The organism is Pseudoclavibacter sp. RFBI5, assembly GCF_002931395.1.
Taxonomy (GTDB): Bacteria; Actinomycetota; Actinomycetes; order Actinomycetales; family Microbacteriaceae; genus Pseudoclavibacter.
On sequence record NZ_PSYA01000007.1, the window covers coordinates 147,399 to 167,831 of the forward strand.

Consider the following 20,433-nt stretch of genomic DNA (forward strand, 5'->3'; position numbering starts at 1 on the left):
CCACGGATGGAGCACGGCCGCGTCAGCACGCGGCCTAGACTTGTCCAGCCCTGGCCGACTCACTATCGGAGACGAATGACCGACATCACTGCCGCCGACGTTGAGCACCTCGCTCAGCTCGCGCGCATCGACCTCGCCGAAGGCGAGATCGAGCGCGTCACCGGCGAACTCATCGAGATCCAGCACCTCATCCAGAAAGTGCAGGAGGTTGCGACGCCTGACGTCAAGGTGACGACCCACCCGATCGCCATGCACAACGTGACGCGAGCCGACGAGGTCGGCGAGCCGCTGGACCGCGACGCCGCACTCGCGGGTGCCCCGGACAGCGACGGAACTCGCTTCCGCGTGACCGCGATCCTGGGGGAAGAGCAGTGAGCACCGACATCACGCGCCTGAGCGCGACCGACCTCGCCGCGTCGATCGCCGACGGCAGCATCAGCTCCATCGAGGCGACCACCGCGCACCTCGAGCGCATCGAGGCAGTCGACGGAGACGTCCACGCCTTCCTCCACATCGACGCCGACTCCGCACTCGCCGCAGCCGGACGTGTCGACGCGAAGCGCCAAGCGGGGGAGAAGCTCTCACCGCTGGCCGGCGTCCCCGTCGCGGTCAAGGACAACATCGCGACCAAGGGCACCCCGACAACCGCCGGCTCGCGCATCCTCGAAGGGTGGGTGCCTCCGTACGACGCGACCGTCGTCGAGCGCCTCCGCGACAACGACCTCGTCATCATCGGCAAGACCAACCTCGACGAGTTCGCGATGGGCTCTTCCACGGAGCACTCCGCCTACGGGCCGACCCACAACCCGTGGGACCTCGAGCGCATCCCAGGCGGGTCCGGCGGCGGTTCCGCCGCTGCCGTCGCCGCCTACGAGGCGCCGCTCGCGCTCGGCACCGACACGGGCGGGTCCATCCGTCAGCCCGCATCCGTCACCGGAACCGTCGGCATGAAGCCCACCTACGGTGGCGTGAGCCGCTACGGCGCGCTTGCGCTCGGCTCGTCGCTCGACCAGATCGGGCCGGCAGCACGCGGCGTGCTCGACACCGCCGCACTGCACGACGTCCTCGCCGGTCACGACCGACGCGACTCCACCTCCCTCACGGGCGAGTGGCCGTCGTTCACGCAGGCGGCGCTCGCGGGACGCGCGGACGACTCCGTCCGTGGCCTGCGCATCGGCGTCCCCAAGCAGATCGCCGACGGAGCCGGCTTCGAGGCCGGCGTCACGCAGCGATTCCAGGAGGCGCTCGCAGCCCTCGAGGAACGCGGCGCGATCATCTCCTGGATCGAGACCCCGCACTTCGAGTACGCCGTGGCCGCGTACTACCTGATCATGCCAGCGGAGGCCTCCAGCAACCTCGCGCGCTACGACTCCGTGCGCTTCGGCCTGCGGGTCACCGACCCCTCGGGGACCACCGTCGAGCGAGTCATGTCCGCGACGCGCAGCAAGGGCTTCGGCGACGAAGCCAAGCGTCGCATCCTCCTCGGCACGTACGCGCTCTCCGCCGGCTACTACGACGCGTTCTACGGCTCGGCGCAGAAGGTGCGCACACTCGTGCAGCAGGACTTCGCCGCCGCGTTCGCCGAGGTCGACGTGCTCGCAGCACCCACCTCGCCGACGACCGCCTACAAGCTCGGCGAGAAGGCGGAAGACCCGACGGCCATGTACCTGGCCGACCTCACGACGATCCCGGCGAACCTCGCCGGCGTCCCCGGCATCTCCGTTCCGGGCGGCCTCGCGCCGGAGAACGGCCTGCCCGTCGGCATCCAGTTCATGGCAGCCGCCCGTGACGACGCGCGCCTCTACACGGTGGCCGCGGCACTCGAACAGACTCTCGAAGACCGCTGGGGTGGGCCCCTGCTCTCGCAGGCCCCCCAGCTGAAGGCAGGTGCACGCTGATGGCCAAGCCAGAGCTCATGGACTACGACCGCGCACTCGAACTCTACGAGCCCGTCATCGGTCTCGAGGTGCACGTCGAACTCGGCACCAAGACCAAGATGTTCTCCGACACCCCGAACCACTCGGGCAACGAGGTCGGCGGAGAGCCCAACACCAACATCGGGCCGGTCGACCTCGGCCTCCCGGGCACCCTGCCCGTCGTCAACGAGCAGGCAGTCCGCTACTCGATCGCACTCGGGCTCGCGCTTGGCTGCGAGATCGCGGAGGTCTCGGGCTTCGCGCGGAAGAACTACTTCTACCCGGACAACCCGAAGAACTACCAGATCTCGCAGTACGACGACCCCATCGCGTTCGACGGCGAGGTCGAGGTGGAGCTGGAAGACGGCACAGTGTTCCACGTGCCCATCGAGCGCGCCCACATGGAAGAGGATGCAGGGAAGCTGACCCACGTGGGCGGCTCCACCGGGCGCATCCAGGGCGCCGAGTACTCCCTGGTCGACTACAACCGCGCTGGCGTCCCCCTCGTCGAGATCGTGACGCGGCCCATCTTCGGCGGCGAGGCGCAGACGCCGCAGCTCGCGGCGGCCTACGTCTCGACGATCCGCGACATCGTGCGCGCACTCGGCGTCTCCGAGGCTCGCATGGAACGTGGCAACCTCCGCTGTGACGCGAACGTCTCGCTGCGTCCGCGCGGTGAGGAGAAGCTCGGCACCCGCACGGAGACGAAGAACGTCAACTCCTTCCGATCCATCGAGCGAGCCGTGCGCTACGAGATCCAGCGTCAGGCAGCGCTCCTCGCGGCAGGGGGCAGCATCACGCAGGAGACGCGACACTGGCACGAGGACACGGGACGCACCTCGTCCGGTCGTCCGAAGTCGGATGCCGACGACTACCGGTACTTCCCGGAGCCCGACCTCATGCCGCTGCGCCCGAGCCGCGAGCTGGTCGAGGAGCTGCGCGCCACGCTGCCAGAGGCACCCGTCGCTCGCCGCCGCCGCCTCAAGTCGGAGTGGGGCTTCGCCGACCAGGAGTTCCAGGACATCGCCAACGCTGGCCTCCTCGACGTCGTCCACGCGACCGTCGCCGCCGGCGCCACGCCTGCCGGTGCGAAGAAGTGGTGGATGGGCGAGCTCTCGCGCATCGCCAACGACCGTGGCGTGCAGGCGACCGACCTCGCGACGCCGGCGCAGATCGCGGAGCTCGACGGGCTCATCACGGCGGGCACCGTCAACGACCGACTCGCGCGAGACGTGCTCGAGGGTGTGCTCGCAGGCGAGGGCTCACCCGCGGAGGTCGTCGAGTCACGCGGACTCGCCGTCGTCAGCGATGACGGTCCGCTCATCGAGGCCATCGACGCTGCCCTCGCGCAGCAGCCCGACGTGCTCGCCAAGATCCGCGACGGCAAGGTGCAGGCCGCAGGCGCGGTCATCGGCGCCGTCATGAAGGCGATGAGGGGCAAGGCGGACGCGGCACGCGTTCGCGAGCTCGTGTTGGAGCGCGCGCAGAACTCGTAGGACCCACGTCGTACACCGAGGAATTGTCGGGCACGACTGAGGTGCCTCTGTGGCTCTGGCGCTAGCGTCAGAGCCACAGAGCCTCGGTGAACGGAGCAGTGAGTCGTATGGGCAAGAAGTCGAACAAGAAGTCAGGCAAGAACACGCCGGTCGAGCGACCCGACGCCACCCAGGGCGGCCCTCGGGCGAAGGTCAAGAAGGAGCGCGTGCAGCCGCCAAAGACGGTGCTGCGGCCGGCTTCCCTCGGAGACGTGGCCGCGCCGTCAGCTGCGGATCCCGTCGCCGCGGCAGAGCCCAAGGGCAAGAAGCAGCACGCCGAGTCCGCCACGAAGACCACGTCGGCCAAGAAGGCCAAGTCGGACAAGAAGAGCAAGTCGGACAAGAAAGATAAGTCAGACGAGAAGGCCAAGTCTGACAAGAAGGCCAAGTCAGACGAAAAGTCGAGGTCGGGCAAGAAAGCCAAGTCGGACAAGAGGGCCAAGTCTGACAAGAAGAGCGAGACCGGCAATCCCGGCCGCGAAGCCAAGCAGGTCGGCAAGAGCTCCCTCGAGGAAGACTCGTCTGCCGAGAAGCCTCGCGCGTCTGCTCCGGACGACGGGCTCAGCACGCCAACGCAGCCAGGAGCGAGGAAGCCGGAGGCGAAGACGCCAGGCAGACCCGCTCCCGCAGCTGGCAAGCAGAAGCCGGGCAAGGCCGAACCGAGCGCGCGTGAGCGCACCGTCCGCGACGCGGCGCTGCTCTCCGACGAAGGCGACGAGGCGCACGGCTTCGCGCGTCTCATCCGCGCCATCCCCGGCATCGTCGTGCTTGTCGAGCAGCATGACACCTCCGTGCACCGTGCAGTCTTCGATACCTACGTGACCGCCGTCGTCGAGTTCGGCGTCGACGCGGCGGATCTCTCTCCCATCGACATCCGCACGGTGGCCCCCGATGCGCCGACGAAGGACGAGGCGCCCACCAGGTCGTCCGGCCGGAGCGGCTCCGGTGCCGCCAGCGTCGGGTCGGGGGTGGAGGCCAGCGCCAGACGCGCGCGCCGCCCCTCCGGGATCAACAGCGCCAAGGACCCGGAAGCCGTCTCGCCCTCGTCCGTGACCGGTGCGCCGGGGCGAGTCGAGGATGAAGCGGCAGGGCCAGGACGGGTGCGAAACCCAGGCTCGTCCGTGCGCGCGTCGACTCGAGTCCGCGCTGGTCAGGGGCGAGCGTCCGCTGCGGGGCGAGCCGGCGACTCAGCTCCAGACAGTCGCGGTGGGAGCACCAGCACTCCCATCGCATCCCGCACGAGGGCGGGTGCGCGCGGCGCCGCGTCGAGCCGATCTCGTGCCGCCTCGCAGGCGAAGCGCAGTCTCGAGGACCTCGCGTCCGACCTCAAGCCGACGAACAACGGGCAGCGCATCGCGATCGCGGTCGCCGCCATCCTCAGCGCCGATGGTGAGGTCACGGCCGCGGAGATCGCCAACGCATTCGAGCGCATGACGTGGCGTGTCCCCGTCAACGTCGCCGCGTCGGTCCGGCAGGCAGCACGAGCGGGTCTGGTCGAGCTCGAAGGCCCCACGGGGACCCGCCTGAGCGAAGACGGCGAACGGTACGTCGCAGGGGGCTGATCGCCTCCCGAGGCTGCGGCCCGCCCGTGCGTCGCAGGGGCGGGCCACCCGCTACTTTCCGGTCGTGTCGGAGGCTGACTCGGCCGCCGCTCCGCCATCCGCATCCGGAGCAGCGCTGTCATCGGCTGGCGCAGCTGTCGCGTTGCGGTTCTGCTGGAGCGCATCCCGCACCTTCTTGCGCAGCACCTTGCCGATGAGCGACTTCGGGAGCTCCTCCCACACGACGTAGGAGCGAGGGACCTTGTGCTCCGAGAGTCGCTCGCGAACGAATGCGCGGGCCGCTCCCTCGTCGAACGTCGCCCCCTCGTCGAGCACCACCACTGCGGTGACCACCTCAGCACCACCGCCGCGCTTGATGCCGACGACGGCTACCTCGGCGATGCCAGGGATCTCGGTGACGACCCGCTCGACCTCGGAGGGCGAGACGTTGAAGCCGCCCGTGATGATGAGCTCCTTCTTGCGGTCGACGACCGTCACGAATCCATCCTCGTCCTGCACGACCAGATCACCGGAGCGCACCCAGCCGCCCTCGATGAGCACCTCAGCGGTCTCCTGGGGGCGGTTCCAGTACCCGTGGAAGGTCTGCGGCCCCCGGATGAGCAGCTCGCCGACCTCGCCGAGCTCCACCTCCGTGCTCGGGTCGCTGGGGTCGGTGACCTTGATGTGCGTGGAGGGGAAGGGGATGCCGATGGTGCCGGTCTTGCGCTTGTCGGTGAAGGGGTTCCCGAGCGCCACGGGGGAGGTCTCCGTGAGGCCGTAGCCCTCGACGAGCTGCCCGCCTGCGACAGCCTCCCACCGGTGCACGATGCCGTCGTTCAGCGTCATGGCGCCGGAGATCGCGTAGATGACGCCGGAGAGGTCGAGCTTGCCGTCTTTCGCGACGCGAGCGAGCCTGTCGTACATGGGCGGGACGGCCGGGATGAACGTCGCCGGCGACTTCTTGGACGCCTCGATGACGAGCTCGGGGTCGAACGTCGGGAAGAGCACGGCCTTCGCGCCGACGCTCACAGAGTAGATGACCGACAGCAGCACGCCGAAGGCGTGGAACATGGGGAGGACGCCGTAGATGGTCTCGCTGCCTGCCGTGAACTCGGGCATCCACGCCGCACCCTGACGGGCGTTGGACCACAGGTTGCGGTGCGTGAGCATGGCGCCCTTGGGGTTGCCGGTCGTCCCGCTCGTGTACTGCAGGCTCGCGAGATCCTCCGGTCCGGGCGTCGGGATGCTCGCGTCGAGGAGCTGTTGCTTCGCAAGCTTCTCGAACGGCACCGTCCCCGGAGCCTTGGCGCTGAGCTTGGCGCGCGACGCGCGTGCCTTGGCGATCGGCAGGCGCAGGAGCAGCTGCGTCTTGAGTGGCATGCCCTTCGTCACATCGACGGCGATGACGTGGCGGATGCCGAGGCTGTGGGGGAGGGACTGCACGGTCGGAGCGGCCTTGTCCCAGGCGATGACGATCTCGGCGCCGTGGTCTTCGAACTGAGTCCGGAGCTCGTCGCGCGTGTACAGCGGGTTGTGCTCCACGACGACGGCGCCGAGGCGCAGTACCGCGTAGAAGGCGACGACGTGCTGCGGCGCGTTCGGCATGATGAGCGCCACCCTGTCACCTCGCTTCACCCCGATGCGGCGGAGGCCCTGCGCGAACCGCAGCACCTGGTCCTGCAGCTCCGAGAAGGTCGTCTGGGCGCCGAAGAACTCGATCGCGGGCTTGTCCGGGAAGCGCTCGGCGATCTCCGCGAGCATGTCTGGGAGTGATCCTGTTGGGACTTCGATGTCCTTCGGGGTTCCGGGTGCGTAGAAGGCGGTCCAGGCGCGAGACTCGTTCAGCTGCATGCGCAGAGTCTATTCGCGCAGAGCGTCCAGCAGATGTCGGTGGGGCGACGCACAATGGATGCATGACCAGGAAAGACATGGGGGCGCGGCAGACGGGGGTGGCGTCCGACCGCGACGCATCCGCGAGCATCCTCCACGTCGACATGGACGCGTTCTTCGTGGCCGTCGAGCTGCTCGAGCGGCCCGATCTCGTCGGCAAGCCGGTGATCGTCGGTGGCACCCGGGAGCGGGGCGTGGTGTCGAGCGCCAGCTACGAGGCGCGGGCCAGGGGTGTCCGCAGCGCTATGCCGATGCATCAGGCGATCGCCCGTTGCCCGGAGGCGGTGGTGCTGCAGGGCAACATGGGCAAGTACCGTGACGCCTCGCAGCAGGTCATGGAGATCTTCCGCGAGTTCACGCCGCTCGTCGAGCCGCTCTCCATCGACGAGGCGTTCCTCGACGTGTCCGGCGCGAGCCTGCTGTTCGGCTCGCCGGGTGAGATCGCGGCGAGCCTTCGCGCGCGGGTCAAGGCGCAGACGGGGCTGACCTGCTCGGTGGGTGCCGCATCCACCAAGTTCGTGGCGAAGCTCGCGTCGGGAAAGTGCAAGCCGAACGGCATGCTCGTGATCCCGCACGAGGAGACGATCCCGTTCCTGCACCACCTGCCGGTCGGCGCGCTCTGGGGTGTGGGCGAGAAGAGCGAGGCGAAGCTGCGCGGCATCGGCATCCACACGGTCTTCGACCTCGCGCACACGCCGGCGCCTGTCCTGGAGCGGGCGGTCGGCAAGGCGGGGGCCGCCAAGCTCAGTGCACTGGCGTGGGGCCGTGACGAGCGCGGCATCGAGTTGGCGCACCGCGAGAAGTCGATCAGCCACGAGCAGACCTTCTTCGACGACGTGAGCGACGTCGCCTTCCTCGAACGCGAGGTGCGGGCCCAGTCGGATGCGGTTGCCACCCGCCTGCGCCGTGCCGGTCTGCAGGCCCGGCAGGTCGGCATCAAGCTCCGATGGTCAGACTTCTCGACCATCACACGCTCGCACACGCTCGCCGAACCGAGCGACGTCGGACATTCGCTCTACCTCGAGGCGCGGGAGATGCTGCGCACGGCCCTCGTGCCGCCGAGACCTGTGCGCCTCATCGGGGTGCGGGCGGAACAGCTCGTGGAGGCAGGCAGCGTCGGCCAGCTCTCTCTCTTCGGCGCCGAGGAGGACGACGACTGGGAGGCCGCGGAGCGGACGGTCGACCAGGCGGTGGCGCGCTTCGGGAAGTTCGCGTTGCGCCCCGCCTCGCTGCTTGGTCGCGGCGAGCGGAGCGACGGAACGGTCGGACTCAGCGAGCGGGCCAACCGGAAGCAGGACGAGACACCCGACCGGCACTGAATCGGGTATCCGAGCACCGGGCAGGGGCAGCGCTTCTTCGCGTCAGGAGGCGGTCTTCGCTGCTTCGCGCGCCGCGATGCGCGCCTGCACCTCGGGGCGACGCAACGGTGGCACGGTCTTCGGCGGCTGGCGCCGTTCCGGGAGGTCCTCGAGGAGGTGCTCGGTGATGTGCGCGATCTCGCTGACCGCTTTCTCGAAGGCCTCGCGCGTGCGCGCGGTCGGGTGCGTGATGCCGGAGACCTTGCGCACGTACTGGCGGGCGGCGGCTTCGATCTCGTTGTCGTTCGCGGCTGGTTCGAGCCCGCGCAGCTCTGTGATGTTCCTGCACATGCGCGACAGGGTACGCCGAGGCGCTGCGATGACCAGGAGAACATCGCCCGCCTCACCCCGGTTCCGCGCTGGGCCGCGGAGCGGCGTTCCCGCAGGACCCTCCGCGACGCCGGTCAGAAGCTAGCTGGCGCGAAGGACGGCGGCGCTCTCAGCCGGAAGGCGGAGCGGGACGGCGGACGCGCCCACCGGTGCGCCCGTGACGGTGCCGGTGGTCTGGCCGAGCGTTGCCCGTGCATCCGTGGAGAAAAGCATCTCGGTGGCTCGGTCGACTCGAAGCTCCTGCTCGTCTGCCGAGAAGTTCACGGCGATGACAAGACCGCCTCGCGTGATGACCAGCGTGCCGTCTTCCTGCGACGCCTCGACGCTGCTCGCATCGATCCAGGGCGTGGTGATGTCCGCCTCCCGCCTGCGGAGTGCGATGAGCTCGCGGTAGGTCTCGAGGAGCTGGGCGTGCTCCGGCTTCTCGAGCTCGCTCCAGTCGAGCTTCGACCGCTCGAACGTCGCAACATCCTGCGGGTTCGGAACGACGGCGGCGTCCCAGCCCATGCGCGCGAACTCGCCGATACGGCCCTCCGTGGTCGCCTTCGCCAGCTCCGGCTCCGGGTGGGAGGAGAAGAACTGGAATGGGGTCGTGGCGCCCCACTCCTCGCCCATGAAGAGCATGGGAGTGAAGGGCGAGGTCAGCTCGAGCGTGGCCGCGATGGCCAGCTGGCCGGGGGAGAGCGTCGCCGTGAGGCGGTCGCCGATGGCTCGGTTGCCGATCTGGTCGTGATTCTGCGACGAGACGACGAGCCGCCAGGCGCGCGTGTGAGCCGGCAGGGGGCGACCGTGATGGCGACCTCGGAAGGTCGACAGCGTGCCGTCGTGGAAGAACCCCTTCTCGAGCACCTTCGCGAGGGCATCGAGACCCTCGAAGTCGGCGTAGTAGCCGCTGGTCTCCCCGGTCAGGTTGACGTGCACGGCGTGGTGGAAGTCGTCCGACCACTGAGCATCGAGTCCGTAGCCGCCCGCCTCGTCCGACGTGATGAGGCGTGGGTTGTTGAGGTCGGACTCGGCGATGAGGGTCAGCGGGCGACCCACGTGCGCCTCGAGCTCGTCGACGTCCCGGGCCAGCTCCTCGAGGATGTGCACGGCGCGGTCGTCGATGAGGGCGTGGACCGCGTCGAGCCGGAGCCCGTCGACGTGGAAGTCGCGCAACCACATGGCCACGTTGGCGCGGATGAACGCGCGAACCTCGTCGGAGTTCTCCCCGTCGAGGTTGACGGTGTCGCCCCACGCCGTGGCGTGGTGATCGGAGAGGTAGGGCCCGAACTTGCCCAGGTAGTTGCCGGAGGGGCCGAGGTGGTTGTAGACGACGTCCTGGATGACGCCGATGCCGCGCTCATGGCAGGCCTCGACGAAGCGCTGGTAGGCGGCCGGTCCGCCGTAGCCCTCATGGACGGCGAACCAGTCGACGCCGTCGTAGCCCCAGCCGTGGGTGCCGCTGAACGCGTTGACGGGCATGACCTCGACGAAGTCGACGCCGAGCTCCTGCAGGTGGTCCAGGCGGTCGATCGCCGAGTCGAGCGTGCCCTCGGGGGTGAAGGTGCCGATGTGCACCTCGATGATGACGGACCCCGCGAGCGGGCGGCCGGTCCAGTCGCCGTCCACCCACGGGTGCCGGTCGGTGTCGAAGGTGCGCGAGAGGCCGTGCACGCCGTCCGGCTGCCACCGCGAGCGGGGGTCCGGGATGGGGGTCGTGTCGCCGTCGACGAGGTAGCCGTAGTCGTGGGTGTCCTCGTCGAGCTCGAGCGCCGCGTCCGGTACCCACCAGTCGCCGTCGGTGCGCCGCATCGGCAGCTCGGTGCCGTCGAGGTGCAGGGTCAGCGTCTCGGCGTGTGGTGCCCAGACATCGAAGCGGGAATCGCGCACGGGGAAAACTCCTTGGTGGGAAGCGAGATGGTGTGGATGTGGGTGCCGGCTAGGACCTGGCGAGCAGCGCCACGGGGTACTGCTGCAGGAGCGCGGCGAGCGGGACGTCCTTGCCGCCCGTGAAGACGGCTGCGGTGAGCTGGTCGATCCACTCGCCCTCGGGGAGGGGGATGGTCGTGCCGATCCATCCGCCGCCCTGCTCGAGGCCGATGGGGAGGCGCGTGCCGATCGTGATGGCACCGCCCCGCGAGAACGCGAGTGCGTGCTCTGCCGCCGGCCCGTCGGCGGTGATGCCCTCGTACTCGGTGAAGAGCTCCGGTCGGCTGCGGCGCAGGCGCAGGCAGGCCGCGGTCACGAGCAGCTTCGCGGCACCGGAGTCGTCGATCGCGGGGACCGCTCCGTGCAGGATCGCGTCGAGCGCCGCAGTGCGCGACGAGTAGTCGACGCTCTGCCGGTTGTCTGGGTCGACGAGGGTGCGCGTCCACAGCTCCGTGCCCTGGTAGACGTCGGGGATGCCCGGCATCGTGAGCTGCACGATCTTCGCGGTCAGCGAGTTCGACCAGCCCGCCTCCTGCGTCTCGGCGACGACGTTCTGGACGACGTTCGACGCGACGGGGTTGTCGAAGACGGCGTCGACGGCCGCGTGCAGCTGCCCCTCGAACGTCTCGTCCGGGTTGGTCCAGCTCGTGTGCAGGTCGGCCTCGCGCGCGGCCTTCTCGAGGTAGTCGGTGAGGCGCTCGCGGGATGCGGGCCACGCGCCGACGATCGCCTGCCAGGTGAGCTGCGCGAACGCGTTGTCGTCGATGGGGGCCACGTTCTGGAGCTCGGCGACGCTCTCCGCCCAGAACTCGGGGACCTCGCTGAGGGCGGTGATGCGTGCGCGAGTGTCCTCGCCGCGCTTCGTGTCGTGGGTCGACAGCGTGGTCATGGCGTCTGGCCAGTCACGGGCGCGTGCCGTCTGGAGCTCGTGGAACCGCTCCGGGGTGATGGAGAAGACGTTCGGGTCGCCGCCGACCTCGTTGAGGGAGGTGAGGCGTGCGTAGCGGTAGAACGAGCGGTCTTCGACGGCCTTCGCCATGATCATGCCGGTGGTCTGCTGCAGACGCAGCGCGGCCTCGGCTTCTGGCGCCTCGAGGAACGGCAGGACGCGGGCGATCGACGCCGCGAGATCCGGCCGCTGCTCGGTGGCGGCCTTGGCCGCATCGGCGAGGTGGTTCGCGCCCGTCGGAAGGTAGCTGCGGTACACGCTGAAGTGGGCGGCGATCTCGGCGACGGAGTCCTCGATGAGGTCGTCCTCGAGGCCCGTCGCGCGCAGTTCTCGCGCGATGCGGCGGATCTCGGCGTTCAGTGACACGTCGGCCACGGCGCGCTTCGCCTCGTGGATGAGCTGCTCCCAGTCGACCGGGTCGCCGTCTGCTCCCGCCGCGAGCTCGTCGAGCGGCTCCTCGGCGTCGGCGTCCACGAGTACCCGGTCGATCTGGCCGAGCGCGTCGTAGCCGGTCGTCCCTGCCGTGCGCCAGTCGGCGGGCAGCGCCTCGTCGCCCTCGAGGATCTTCTCGACGAGCACATACGCTCCGCGCGTTCGGTCGGCGAGGTGGCGCAGGTAGCCGCCCGGGTCGCGGAGTCCGTCCGGGTGGTCGATCCGGAGCCCGTCGACGAGGCGGTGACGCATCCAGTCGAGGATCTCCGCGTGAGCTTCCTCGAACACGTGCTCGTCTTCGACGCGGATGCCCGCGAGCGAGGTGATGGTGAAGAAGCGGCGGTAGTTGAGGCGGCTGTCGCCTTGGCGCCAGTGGATGAGCTGGTAGTGCTGGTTGTCGAGCACTTCCCGCACCGATGCGCCTTCGGGTGCCGAGCCTTCCGCGAGCGGGTACTCGGTGGAGTGGTAGCGCAGCACGCCGGCCTCGGTGTCGACGGTCACGTTGGCGATCGCGTCGCCCCGCTCCCTGGGCATGTCGTCGTCGCCGACCGTGGGGATGAGGAGCTTGCCGCCGCCCGCCTCCCAGTCGATGTCGAAGGACTCGGCGTGCGCGGCCTGCTGGCCGTGCTCGAGCACATCCCACCACCACGGGTTGTCGCGTGGTGTGCCGACTCCCATGTGGTTCGGGACGATGTCGACGAGCACGCCGAGGCCCAGCTCGCGGGCCTTCGCGGAGAACCGCTCGAGCCCCTCGCGCCCGCCACGTTCGTCGTCGACCCTCGAGGGGTCGACGACGTCGTAGCCGTGCGTGCTGCCTGGGGTCGCCTGGAGGATGGGCGAGAGGTACACCCATCCCACGCCGAGCCGCTCCAGGTAGGGCAGCTGCTCGGTCGCGGCGTCGAGGTCGAACTCCGACGTCAGTTGGAATCGGTACGTGCTGGATGGGATGCGCATCATGGTCTCCGTGGCGCGAGGTGCTTCTGAGATGGCTCTGGCGGGGTCAGCTGCCGAGGGGCGGCCGCGTGATGATGGGGATGGGGGTGGTCATCGCGGCGACGGAGGCGGCGACCGAATGGTCTGGCTTCTCCTTGAGCTCGGCTTCGCGCAGCACGACGAGCGAGCGCGGCTCGAGTGGGATGGTTGCTCCCGGCTCGACGGCCTCGAGGTCGGTGTGCATGCCGGAGGTGTCGATGACGATGTCCCAGTGGGAGGTGATCTCGACGCTGGGGATGGTCGCCTCGACGACCGTCTCGCTGGCGTTGAAGTAGACCATGAAGCTCACATCGGTGATCTCCTCGCCCCGCTCGTCGCGTCCGGCGATGGCGTTGCCGTTGAGGAACATGCCCATCGACTTCACGAACTCGGCGTTCCAGTCTTCGGATGCCATCTGCGTGCCGTCGGTCGAGAGCCACACGATGTCGGGCAGCGCGGATCCCTCGGCGCGCTCCTCGACGCGGCCGTTGAAGAAGCGGCGTCGGCGGAACGTCGGGTGGTCGGCGCGCAGCTGCGCGACGGCCCTCGTGAACTCGACGAGTGGCTCGTCGGCGTTCTCCCAGTGCACCCAGCTGATCTCGCTGTCCTGCGCGTACGTGTTGTTGTTGCCGTTCTGCGTGCGCCCCAGCTCGTCGCCGTGGAGGAGCATGGGCACGCCCTGGCTGAGCAGCATCGTCGCGATGATGTTGCGCTGCTGGCGGGCCCGCATGGCGTTGATCTCGGGGTCGTCGGTGGGGCCTTCGACGCCGAGGTTGTAGGAGCGGTTGTGGCTCTCGCCGTCGTTCCCGTTCTCGCCGTTGGCGTCGTTGTGCTTCTCGTTGTAGGAGACCAGGTCTCTCAGCGTGAAGCCGTCGTGGGCCGTGACGAAGTTGATGGAGGCGAAGGGGCGGCGTCCGGAGTGCTCGTACAGGTCGGCGGAGCCGGTGATGCGGCTCGCGAACTCGCCGAGGGTCGATGGTTCGCCTCGCCAGAAGTCGCGCACCGTGTCGCGGTACTTGCCGTTCCACTCCGTCCACTGCGGTGGGAAGTTGCCGACCTGGTAGCCGCCGGGGCCGACGTCCCACGGCTCTGCGATGAGCTTCACCTGCGAGACCACCGGGTCCTGCTGCACGAGGTCGAAGAACGTGGACAGCTTGTCGACGTCGTGCAGCTCGCGGGCGAGGGTGGAGGCGAGGTCGAAGCGGAAGCCGTCGACGTGCATCTCGGTGACCCAGTAGCGCAGCGAGTCCATGATGAGCTGCAGCGAGTGCGGGTGGCGCATGTTGAGCGAGTTGCCGGTGCCCGTGTAGTCGGTGTAGTAGCGCTTGTCGTCGTCCTCGAGCCGGTAGTAGGCGGCGTTGTCGATGCCACGGAAGCTGAGGGTCGGGCCGAGGTGGTTGCCTTCTGCCGTGTGGTTGTAGACGACGTCGAGGATGACCTCGATGTTGTTGGCGTGCAGGGTGCGCACCATCGACTTGAACTCCTGCACCTGCTGGCCTGCCGTGCCCTGGGAGGCGTAGTCGGCGTGCGGGGCGAGGAACGAGATGGTGTTGTACCCCCAGTAGTTGCGGAGTCCCTTCTCGATGAGGGTGCTGTCCTGCACGAACTGGTGCACGGGCATGAGCTCGATGGCGGTGACGCCGAGGCGCTTGAGGTGCTCGACGATCGCGGGGTGCGCGATGCCGGCGTACGTGCCGCGGATCTCCTCAGGCACATCCGGGTGCAGCTCGGTGAGCCCCTTGACGTGCGCCTCGTAGATGAGGGACTCGTTGTAGGGGATGCCCGGCTTCCGGTCGCCAGCCCAGTCGAAGTAGGGGTTGATGACAACGCCCTTCATCATGTGGGGCGCTGAGTCGAGGTCGTTGAACGAGTCGGGGTCGCCGAAGTTGTAGCTGAAGAGCGACTGGTCCCAGTCGATCTCGCCCGTCGTCGCCTTCGCGTACGGGTCGAGGAGGAGCTTCGCCGGGTTGCAGCGGCTTCCGTTGATCGGGTCGTAGTCGCCGTGCATCCGGTAGCCGTACTGCTGGCCGGGTTGCACGTGAGGGAGGTAGGCATGCCAGACGTGCGCATCCTGCTCGTAGAGCCTCACCCGCTCCTCGTTGCCGTCGTCATCGAAGAGGCACAGCTCGACCTTGTGGGCGGCCTCGCTGAAGATCGCGAAGTTGGTGCCACTTCCATCGAACGTCGCTCCGAGGGGGTAGGCATTTCCGGGCCACGTTTTCATGCACGCTCCTATTGCTTCATCGAAGAACATCGCGTGTGGATGCAGGCACTAAAGCTACCAAAGGGTGGGAGCGCTCTCGCCCGCAAGCACACAGGACTTCTCCTGGTTGGCAGGCATGTCGACGACCTACGCTGGCCGCATGACGAACCTCACACAGAACCTCACGGACTCGGTCAAGAAGCTCGGCGTCACCCTCGCCTACGGCGAGAAGGTGGAACTCGGCAAGTCCACGATCCTTCCGGTCGCTCTCGTCTCGTACGGCTACGGCGGTGGTGAGAGCACTGAGGAGGGTCAGGAGAACTCGTCGGGCGGCGGTGGCGGCGGGATGGCCGTGCCGGTCGGCGCGTACGTGGATGACGAGTTCGGCACGAGCTTCCGGCCGAACATCATCACGCTGCTTGTCGTGTCGATTCCGCTGGTGTGGACGGTCGGGCACGCGCTCCCGCGTCTCATCAAGGCGCTCAAGAAGTAGCTCAGGCGCGGTACGGCCTATACTCGGGGGTGTTCACGGGAGTCCGGTAGTCCGGGCTGAGAGGAAGGCTCAAGCCTTCGACCGTCAAACCTGATCTGGGTAATGCCAGCGCAGGGAGGCACATCTCCGAGCAGGGTCGCCCACGGCTCTGCGCCCGTGCACTTTCACTCGAAAGGGCACACAGCATGACAACTTCCCCGACTCCATCTCCGACTGCGGCAGCGCAGGTTCCGGCTCAGGCGAAGGCGCCGAAGAGCCGCTTCCGCTGGCGGGTCATCGACATCGTCACGGCGGCCGTCCTCGGTGTCGCGACGGGCCTCATCTTCATCTTCTGGAACAGCGTCGGCTACGCCTGGTTCGTGGCGATGGATGCGTTCACTCCGGGTATCGGCGGCATCGCGGTCGGCATCTGGCTGCTCGGCGGCGTGCTGGGCGGGCTCATCATCCGCAAGCCGGGGGCTGCGCTCTTCGTCGAGGTGCTCGCGGCGTGCGTCTCCATGCTGCTCGGTAGCCAGTGGTCGATCGAGACCGTCTACTCGGGGATCGCGCAGGGCCTCGGCGCCGAGCTCATCTTCGCGCTCTTCCTCTACAAGCGCTTCGGTCTGAGCGTCGCGATGCTCGCGGGCGCTGGTGCTGCCGTCGCCGCGTGGGTGCTCGAGCTGTTCCTCAGCGCGAACATCGAGAAGGGCCCTGAATTCCTGACGATCTACCTCGTCGCGGTCGTGGTCTCCGGTGCGGTGCTGGCCGGAGTCGTCGGCTGGCTGCTCACGCGAGCACTCGCCGCCACTGGCGCGCTGAACCGCTTCGCGGCGGGCAGAAGCGCGAAGCGAATCGGCTAGCGCTCGTGGGCGCGAGAGTCGAGGCGAGGGGGTGGGGCTGGCGCCACGCCGATCGGGCGAAGCTGGCGGTCAGCCAGCTCGACCTGACGATCGAGCCCGGAGAGGCCGTGCTGCTGCTCGGGCCGTCGGGGGCGGGCAAGTCGACGCTCCTGGCGGCTCTTGCCGGGGTGCTCGGCGACCACGAGGACGATGGCCAGGAGCTCGGCTCGCTGCTGGTCGACGGCAGGCATCCGACGGATGCGCGCGGCGCGGTGGGGCTGGTCCTGCAGGATCCGCAGGCGAACACGGTGCTCGCCCGAATCGGCGACGACGTCGCGTTCGGCTGCGAGAACCTCGGTGTGCCGCGCGCCGAGACCTGGGTTCGGGTGCGCGAGGCGCTCGACGCCGTCGGGCTGCGGATGCCGCTCGACCGCTCGACCGCGCAGCTGTCCGGCGGTGAGCGCCAGCGCCTCGCGATCGCGGGCGTGCTCGCGATGCGGCCGAACCTCATCCTGCTCGACGAGCCGACCGCGAACCTCGACCCGGCTGGTGTCGAGGAGGTTCGCGAGGCGGTTGTGCGTGCCGCGGAGGTCACCGGCGCGACGCTCATCGTCATCGAGCATCGGGTGGATGTGTGGCGTTCGAGCGTCGACCGGGTCGTCGTACTCGGCACTGAGCAGCACCTGCTCGCAGACGGTGCCCCTGACGTGCTCCTGGAGGAGCAGCGGGAGTCGCTCCTCGCGGCGGGTGTGTGGATAGGCGGTCACGAACCCTCGGTTCCCCGGGGCGAGCGCGCCCCGGGGGAGGACCTGCTCGTCGCCGACGGCCTCGGGTTCGGGCGTGCCGACCATCCGCTGCACACGCAGTTCGGCGCGACGCTGCGGGCGGGGGAGTCGACGGTGGTGCTCGGGCCCAACGGCGCGGGCAAGACGACGCTGGCGCTGACGCTTGCTGGCCTGCTCAAGCCGATCGCGGGCGACGTGCGTGCGAGCAGTGCCCTGCGTGAAGCTGGCCAAGACGCTGGCCGTCGACGGGGTGGCTGGGCGCTCGGCAGGTTCCGCGCGGCGGGCCCGGTCGGCCCGCATCCGTCTGCCTGGCGTTCCCGTCAGCTGCTGACGAGGATCGGCACGGTCTTCCAGCAGCCCGAGCACCAGTTCGTCGCGGGCACGGTGCGGCGCGAGCTCGAGGTGGGACCGGATGCGGTGGGGCGCGGCAGACGCGAGACGAGCGAACGCGTCGACGAGCTGCTCGCGGCGCTGCGCCTCTCGCACCTCGCGGAAGCGCACCCCTTCACGCTCTCCGGCGGTGAGCAGCGTCGCCTGTCCGTCGCGACGGTGCTCGCGACGGCGCCTCGGGTGCTCATCTTCGACGAGCCCACCTTCGGGCAGGACCGCAGGACCTGGACGGAGCTCGTCACGATCATGTCTCGCCTCGTCTCCGAGGGGCACTCGCTGGTCTCCGTGACTCACGACGAGCAGCTCGTGCGTGTGCTCGGCGACCAGCGCATCCGCATCGAAGCCCACGACCGCAAGAACGAGAAGGTGCCAGCATGATCGGCAGCGGCGCGGGCGTCGCCTCGGCGGATTCCCGCCCGGCAGGGTCGGCCACATCGCCCCAGGTCGATGCCGACGGCGTGCCGCTCGAAGTGCTCCTCGTCGGCGGACGGTTCCTCGACCGCGTGAACCCGGTCACGCCGTTCCTGGCGGCGGTGCTGTACTCGATTCCCCTGCTGACGACGCTCGATGTCGTCTCGGCGGCTGTCGCGCTGACGCTCTCGCTCCTCGCCTTCGGCGTCGCCGGAGTGCGCCCCATGGAGGTCCTGCGATCGAGCTGGATCCTCCTCATCGCCGCCCCCGTCTCCGCCACGAGCATGCTGCTGTACGCCAAGCCCGGCGGGGCGAGCTACGGGCAGTTCCTCTACGCGAACATCACCGACAACTCCATCCAGCTCGCGATCGCCGTCGGCGTGCGCGTGCTCGCGATCGGCGTGCCGACGCTCGTCGCGTTGAACCGCATCGACCCGACCCGCCTCGCCGACGGTCTGGCGCAGGTCGCGCACCTCCCGGCGAGGTTTGTGGTCTCGGCGCTCGCGGGCATCCGCCTCTTCGCCGTGTTCCGCGACGACTGGACGGCGATGAGCCAGGCGCGCCGCGCTCGCGGTCTCGGCGACTCGGGTGCCATCCGACGGTTCATGACGATGGCGTTCGCGCTGCTCGCTCTCGCGCTGCGACGGGCTGGGACACTGGCGACCGTCATGGAGGCTCGCGGCTTCGGCGCCGAGGACATCACGCGGACGTGGGCTCGCCCCTCACGTCTCGACTGGCGGGACCTCGTTCTCGTGCTTGCGGCAGTGGTCATCGCCGGCGCGGCTATCGGAGTGGCCGTCGCGGCGGGGTCGTACCGGCTCGTGGGCAGCGCGTGAGCGGGGTCGCGGCGCTGCTGGACCGCGTGCTCGCGGATGCCCGCGGCTCGCGCCCGGTCGTGATCATCGACGGCGGGTCGGGCTCGGGCAAGACGACGCTCGCGGGGGAACTGCTGGCGGAGTTCCGGGCGCGCGGCTTCGAGAGCGCGCAGCTGGTGTCCCTCGACGACGCCTACCCGGGCTGGGGTGGCCTCGCTGCCGCCTCGCAGGCGGTGCATCGCGACATGCTCCGTCCCGAGCAGCCGGGGCTCCCGCACCGCCCCGGCTATGAGAGCTGGGACTGGGCGGCGGACGCGCCCGGTCCGTGGCGCGAGCTCGACGGCTCCGCGCCGCTCATCGTCGAGGGCTGCGGTTCGCTGTCGCACGAGAGCGCGCCCCTCGCGACGACGAGCGTGTGGATAGAACTCGACGAGGCCCACCGGAAGCCGCGGGCGCTCTCGCGTCCTGCAGACGTCGGCGTCTTCGAGGAGTTCTGGGAGATGTGGGCGGCTCAAGAGCGCGAGCACTGGCGACGCAATGCGCCGTTCCTGCTCGCCGACGTCATCATCGAGGCCGCGCCCAGCGCATGACGGGGTTTCGCGGCGTCGCGAGGCGCTGTCAGCGCGGGCCGGTGCCCGTCTGGTCTGAGCTCTGCCGGCGGCGAGCGCGCACGTAGCGCACGGTGAAGATCACGGCGATGACCAGCCCCACCAGCGCCGCGAGCAGCCAGATGCCACCGACGATGAGGCCGTAGACGGCGTCGTCGTAGTCGATGCTGGTGCCGGGACCGGCGTCGAGGGAGAGGCCGGTGCCGATGCTGTCGGCGACCGGCCGCAGCAGGAGACCGGCGAGCGCGCCAACTCCCGTCGCGAGGGGGATCGCGAATGCCCACCCCCAGAGCACGGAGCCGAACGTCGGACCGGCCGCGCCCGCTGTGCGACGAGCGGCCTGGATGCTCCGCGCCCCGAGCAGGATCAGCACGACGAGGCCAGCACCTGCCGAGACGAACATCGCCCAGAACGCGAACGCGGAGAGCAGCGTCTGCCCGGCCTCGACGAGCGGCGGGATGAGCCCGACGGCGTCGACCGTGATGCTCGCGGCAGCAAGCGCCGAGAGCAGACCGGTCACGGCCATCCACAGTGCGAAGGCTGGTGCCGCCAGGACGAGGACGATTCCCCAGAGGAGGCGTCCTGGCCGGAGGGGCCCGCGGGCTGGTGGCGTCTGCTGCATCCGGGAAGCGTACCGGGGACGCGCGACTCGGGAGGCTCTACGCCCAGCCGAGCTCGTGGAGCTGTGCGTCGTCGATGCCGTAGAAGTGCGCGATCTCGTGCACGAGCGTCGTGTGCACCTCGTCGCGGAGGGTCTCCTCGTCGTCGCAGATCGACAGGAGCGGCTCGCGGAACAGCACGATGCGATCGGGCAGTTCGCCGAAGCCGTACTGGCCGCGATCCGTGAGCGCGAACCCCTCGTAGACGCCGAGCAGGTCGAGCGAGCCGTCCTCTGGCCGGTCCTCGACGACGAAGATCACGTTGTCGAGGCCGTCGACCATCTCGTCCGGCAGCTCATCGAGCTCGTCGACGACTAGGGCCTCGAAGTTCTCCCGCGACATCTCCATCCGCTCATTGTGTCGCAGGGCGGCTGGACAGGGCCCGGCGGCGAACCGAACTTGCACTGCGAGCGCAGT

At 69.2% G+C, this 20,433-nt stretch carries 17 protein-coding genes and 1 riboswitch; of the genes, 10 read left to right on the plus strand and 7 right to left on the minus strand.

Annotated features, from left to right (window positions below):
* Positions 1-75: 75 nt before the first annotated feature.
* The 4 genes from gatC to C5E06_RS05615 all read left to right on the plus strand — a co-directional run bounded on the left by gatC (position 76) and on the right by C5E06_RS05615 (position 5,013).
* Entirely contained in the window at positions 76-375 is a 300-nt protein-coding gene (gatC, locus tag C5E06_RS05600) for an Asp-tRNA(Asn)/Glu-tRNA(Gln) amidotransferase subunit GatC (RefSeq protein ID WP_104298847.1), read from the plus strand.
* Positions 372-1,898 carry an Asp-tRNA(Asn)/Glu-tRNA(Gln) amidotransferase subunit GatA gene (gene gatA, locus C5E06_RS05605; protein ID WP_104306257.1) on the plus strand — a complete coding sequence of 509 codons (1,527 nt, stop codon included), beginning with the start codon at positions 372-374 and terminating at the stop codon, positions 1,896-1,898. The genes gatC and gatA overlap by 4 nt, the downstream gene beginning before the upstream one ends.
* Complete coding sequence (gene gatB / locus C5E06_RS05610; protein ID WP_104306258.1) at positions 1,898-3,412, plus strand: Asp-tRNA(Asn)/Glu-tRNA(Gln) amidotransferase subunit GatB; 1,515 nt, start codon at positions 1,898-1,900, stop codon at positions 3,410-3,412. The genes gatA and gatB overlap by 1 nt, the downstream gene beginning before the upstream one ends.
* 86 nt (positions 3,413-3,498) lie before the next feature.
* Positions 3,499-5,013 (plus strand): hypothetical protein, encoded by a 1,515-nt coding sequence (locus C5E06_RS05615; RefSeq protein WP_146081316.1) that lies wholly within the window; start codon positions 3,499-3,501, stop codon positions 5,011-5,013.
* 51 nt (positions 5,014-5,064) lie between these two features.
* Here C5E06_RS05615 and C5E06_RS05620 read toward each other — a convergent pair whose 3' ends face one another.
* Positions 5,065-6,843, minus strand: coding sequence for a long-chain-fatty-acid--CoA ligase (locus tag C5E06_RS05620; protein ID WP_104306260.1), 1,779 nt, complete (start codon positions 6,841-6,843; stop codon positions 5,065-5,067).
* A 62-nt stretch (positions 6,844-6,905) separates the two neighbouring features.
* Between C5E06_RS05620 and dinB the strand changes: the two genes are divergently transcribed.
* Positions 6,906-8,201: a DNA polymerase IV gene (gene dinB, locus C5E06_RS05625; protein WP_104306261.1), complete on the plus strand. Its 1,296-nt coding sequence runs from the start codon at positions 6,906-6,908 to the stop codon at positions 8,199-8,201.
* Between the two features lie 42 nt (positions 8,202-8,243).
* On the opposite strand, the gene C5E06_RS05630 is transcribed toward dinB, so the two are convergent.
* From C5E06_RS05630 to glgX, 4 genes are all read right to left on the minus strand, one after another.
* Entirely contained in the window at positions 8,244-8,531 is a 288-nt protein-coding gene (locus C5E06_RS05630; RefSeq protein ID WP_104306262.1) for a DUF2277 domain-containing protein, read from the minus strand.
* 120 nt (positions 8,532-8,651) lie between these two features.
* Positions 8,652-10,442, minus strand: a complete 1,791-nt coding sequence (treZ, locus tag C5E06_RS05635; RefSeq protein ID WP_104306263.1) for a malto-oligosyltrehalose trehalohydrolase — start codon at positions 10,440-10,442, stop codon at positions 8,652-8,654.
* 49 nt (positions 10,443-10,491) lie between these two features.
* Positions 10,492-12,816 carry a malto-oligosyltrehalose synthase gene (treY, locus tag C5E06_RS05640; protein ID WP_104306313.1) on the minus strand — a complete coding sequence of 775 codons (2,325 nt, stop codon included), beginning with the start codon at positions 12,814-12,816 and terminating at the stop codon, positions 10,492-10,494.
* 46 nt (positions 12,817-12,862) lie between these two features.
* Positions 12,863-15,058: a glycogen debranching protein GlgX gene (gene glgX / locus C5E06_RS05645; protein WP_104306264.1), complete on the minus strand. Its 2,196-nt coding sequence runs from the start codon at positions 15,056-15,058 to the stop codon at positions 12,863-12,865.
* Between the two features lie 139 nt (positions 15,059-15,197).
* Here glgX and C5E06_RS05650 point away from each other — a divergent pair, with 139 nt between their 5' ends.
* The 5 genes from C5E06_RS05650 (at position 15,198) to C5E06_RS05670 (ending at position 19,339) form a co-directional block, all read left to right on the plus strand.
* Positions 15,198-15,530 carry a hypothetical protein gene (locus C5E06_RS05650; protein ID WP_104298986.1) on the plus strand — a complete coding sequence of 111 codons (333 nt, stop codon included), beginning with the start codon at positions 15,198-15,200 and terminating at the stop codon, positions 15,528-15,530.
* Positions 15,531-15,554: 24 nt separating this feature from the next.
* Positions 15,555-15,664: riboswitch (TPP riboswitch) on the plus strand.
* A 51-nt stretch (positions 15,665-15,715) separates the two neighbouring features.
* The gene (locus C5E06_RS05655) at positions 15,716-16,369 is read left to right on the plus strand and encodes an ECF transporter S component (RefSeq protein WP_104306265.1); all 654 of its coding nucleotides are present in this window, start codon (positions 15,716-15,718) and stop codon (positions 16,367-16,369) included.
* A 5-nt stretch (positions 16,370-16,374) separates the two neighbouring features.
* Positions 16,375-17,901 carry an ABC transporter ATP-binding protein gene (locus C5E06_RS05660; protein ID WP_104306266.1) on the plus strand — a complete coding sequence of 509 codons (1,527 nt, stop codon included), beginning with the start codon at positions 16,375-16,377 and terminating at the stop codon, positions 17,899-17,901.
* Entirely contained in the window at positions 17,898-18,770 is an 873-nt protein-coding gene (locus C5E06_RS05665) for an energy-coupling factor transporter transmembrane protein EcfT (protein WP_104306267.1), read from the plus strand. The genes C5E06_RS05660 and C5E06_RS05665 overlap by 4 nt, the downstream gene beginning before the upstream one ends.
* Entirely contained in the window at positions 18,767-19,339 is a 573-nt protein-coding gene (locus C5E06_RS05670; protein WP_104306268.1) for a cobalt ABC transporter, read from the plus strand. Before C5E06_RS05665 ends, C5E06_RS05670 begins: the two co-directional genes overlap by 4 nt.
* Before the next feature lie 28 nt (positions 19,340-19,367).
* On the opposite strand, the gene C5E06_RS05675 is transcribed toward C5E06_RS05670, so the two are convergent.
* Entirely contained in the window at positions 19,368-19,979 is a 612-nt protein-coding gene (locus C5E06_RS05675; RefSeq protein WP_104306269.1) for a hypothetical protein, read from the minus strand.
* Positions 19,980-20,016: 37 nt separating this feature from the next.
* On the minus strand, positions 20,017-20,364 hold the full coding sequence (locus C5E06_RS05680; protein WP_104240722.1) for a metallopeptidase family protein: 348 nt from the start codon (positions 20,362-20,364) through the stop codon (positions 20,017-20,019).
* Positions 20,365-20,433 lie beyond the last annotated feature (69 nt).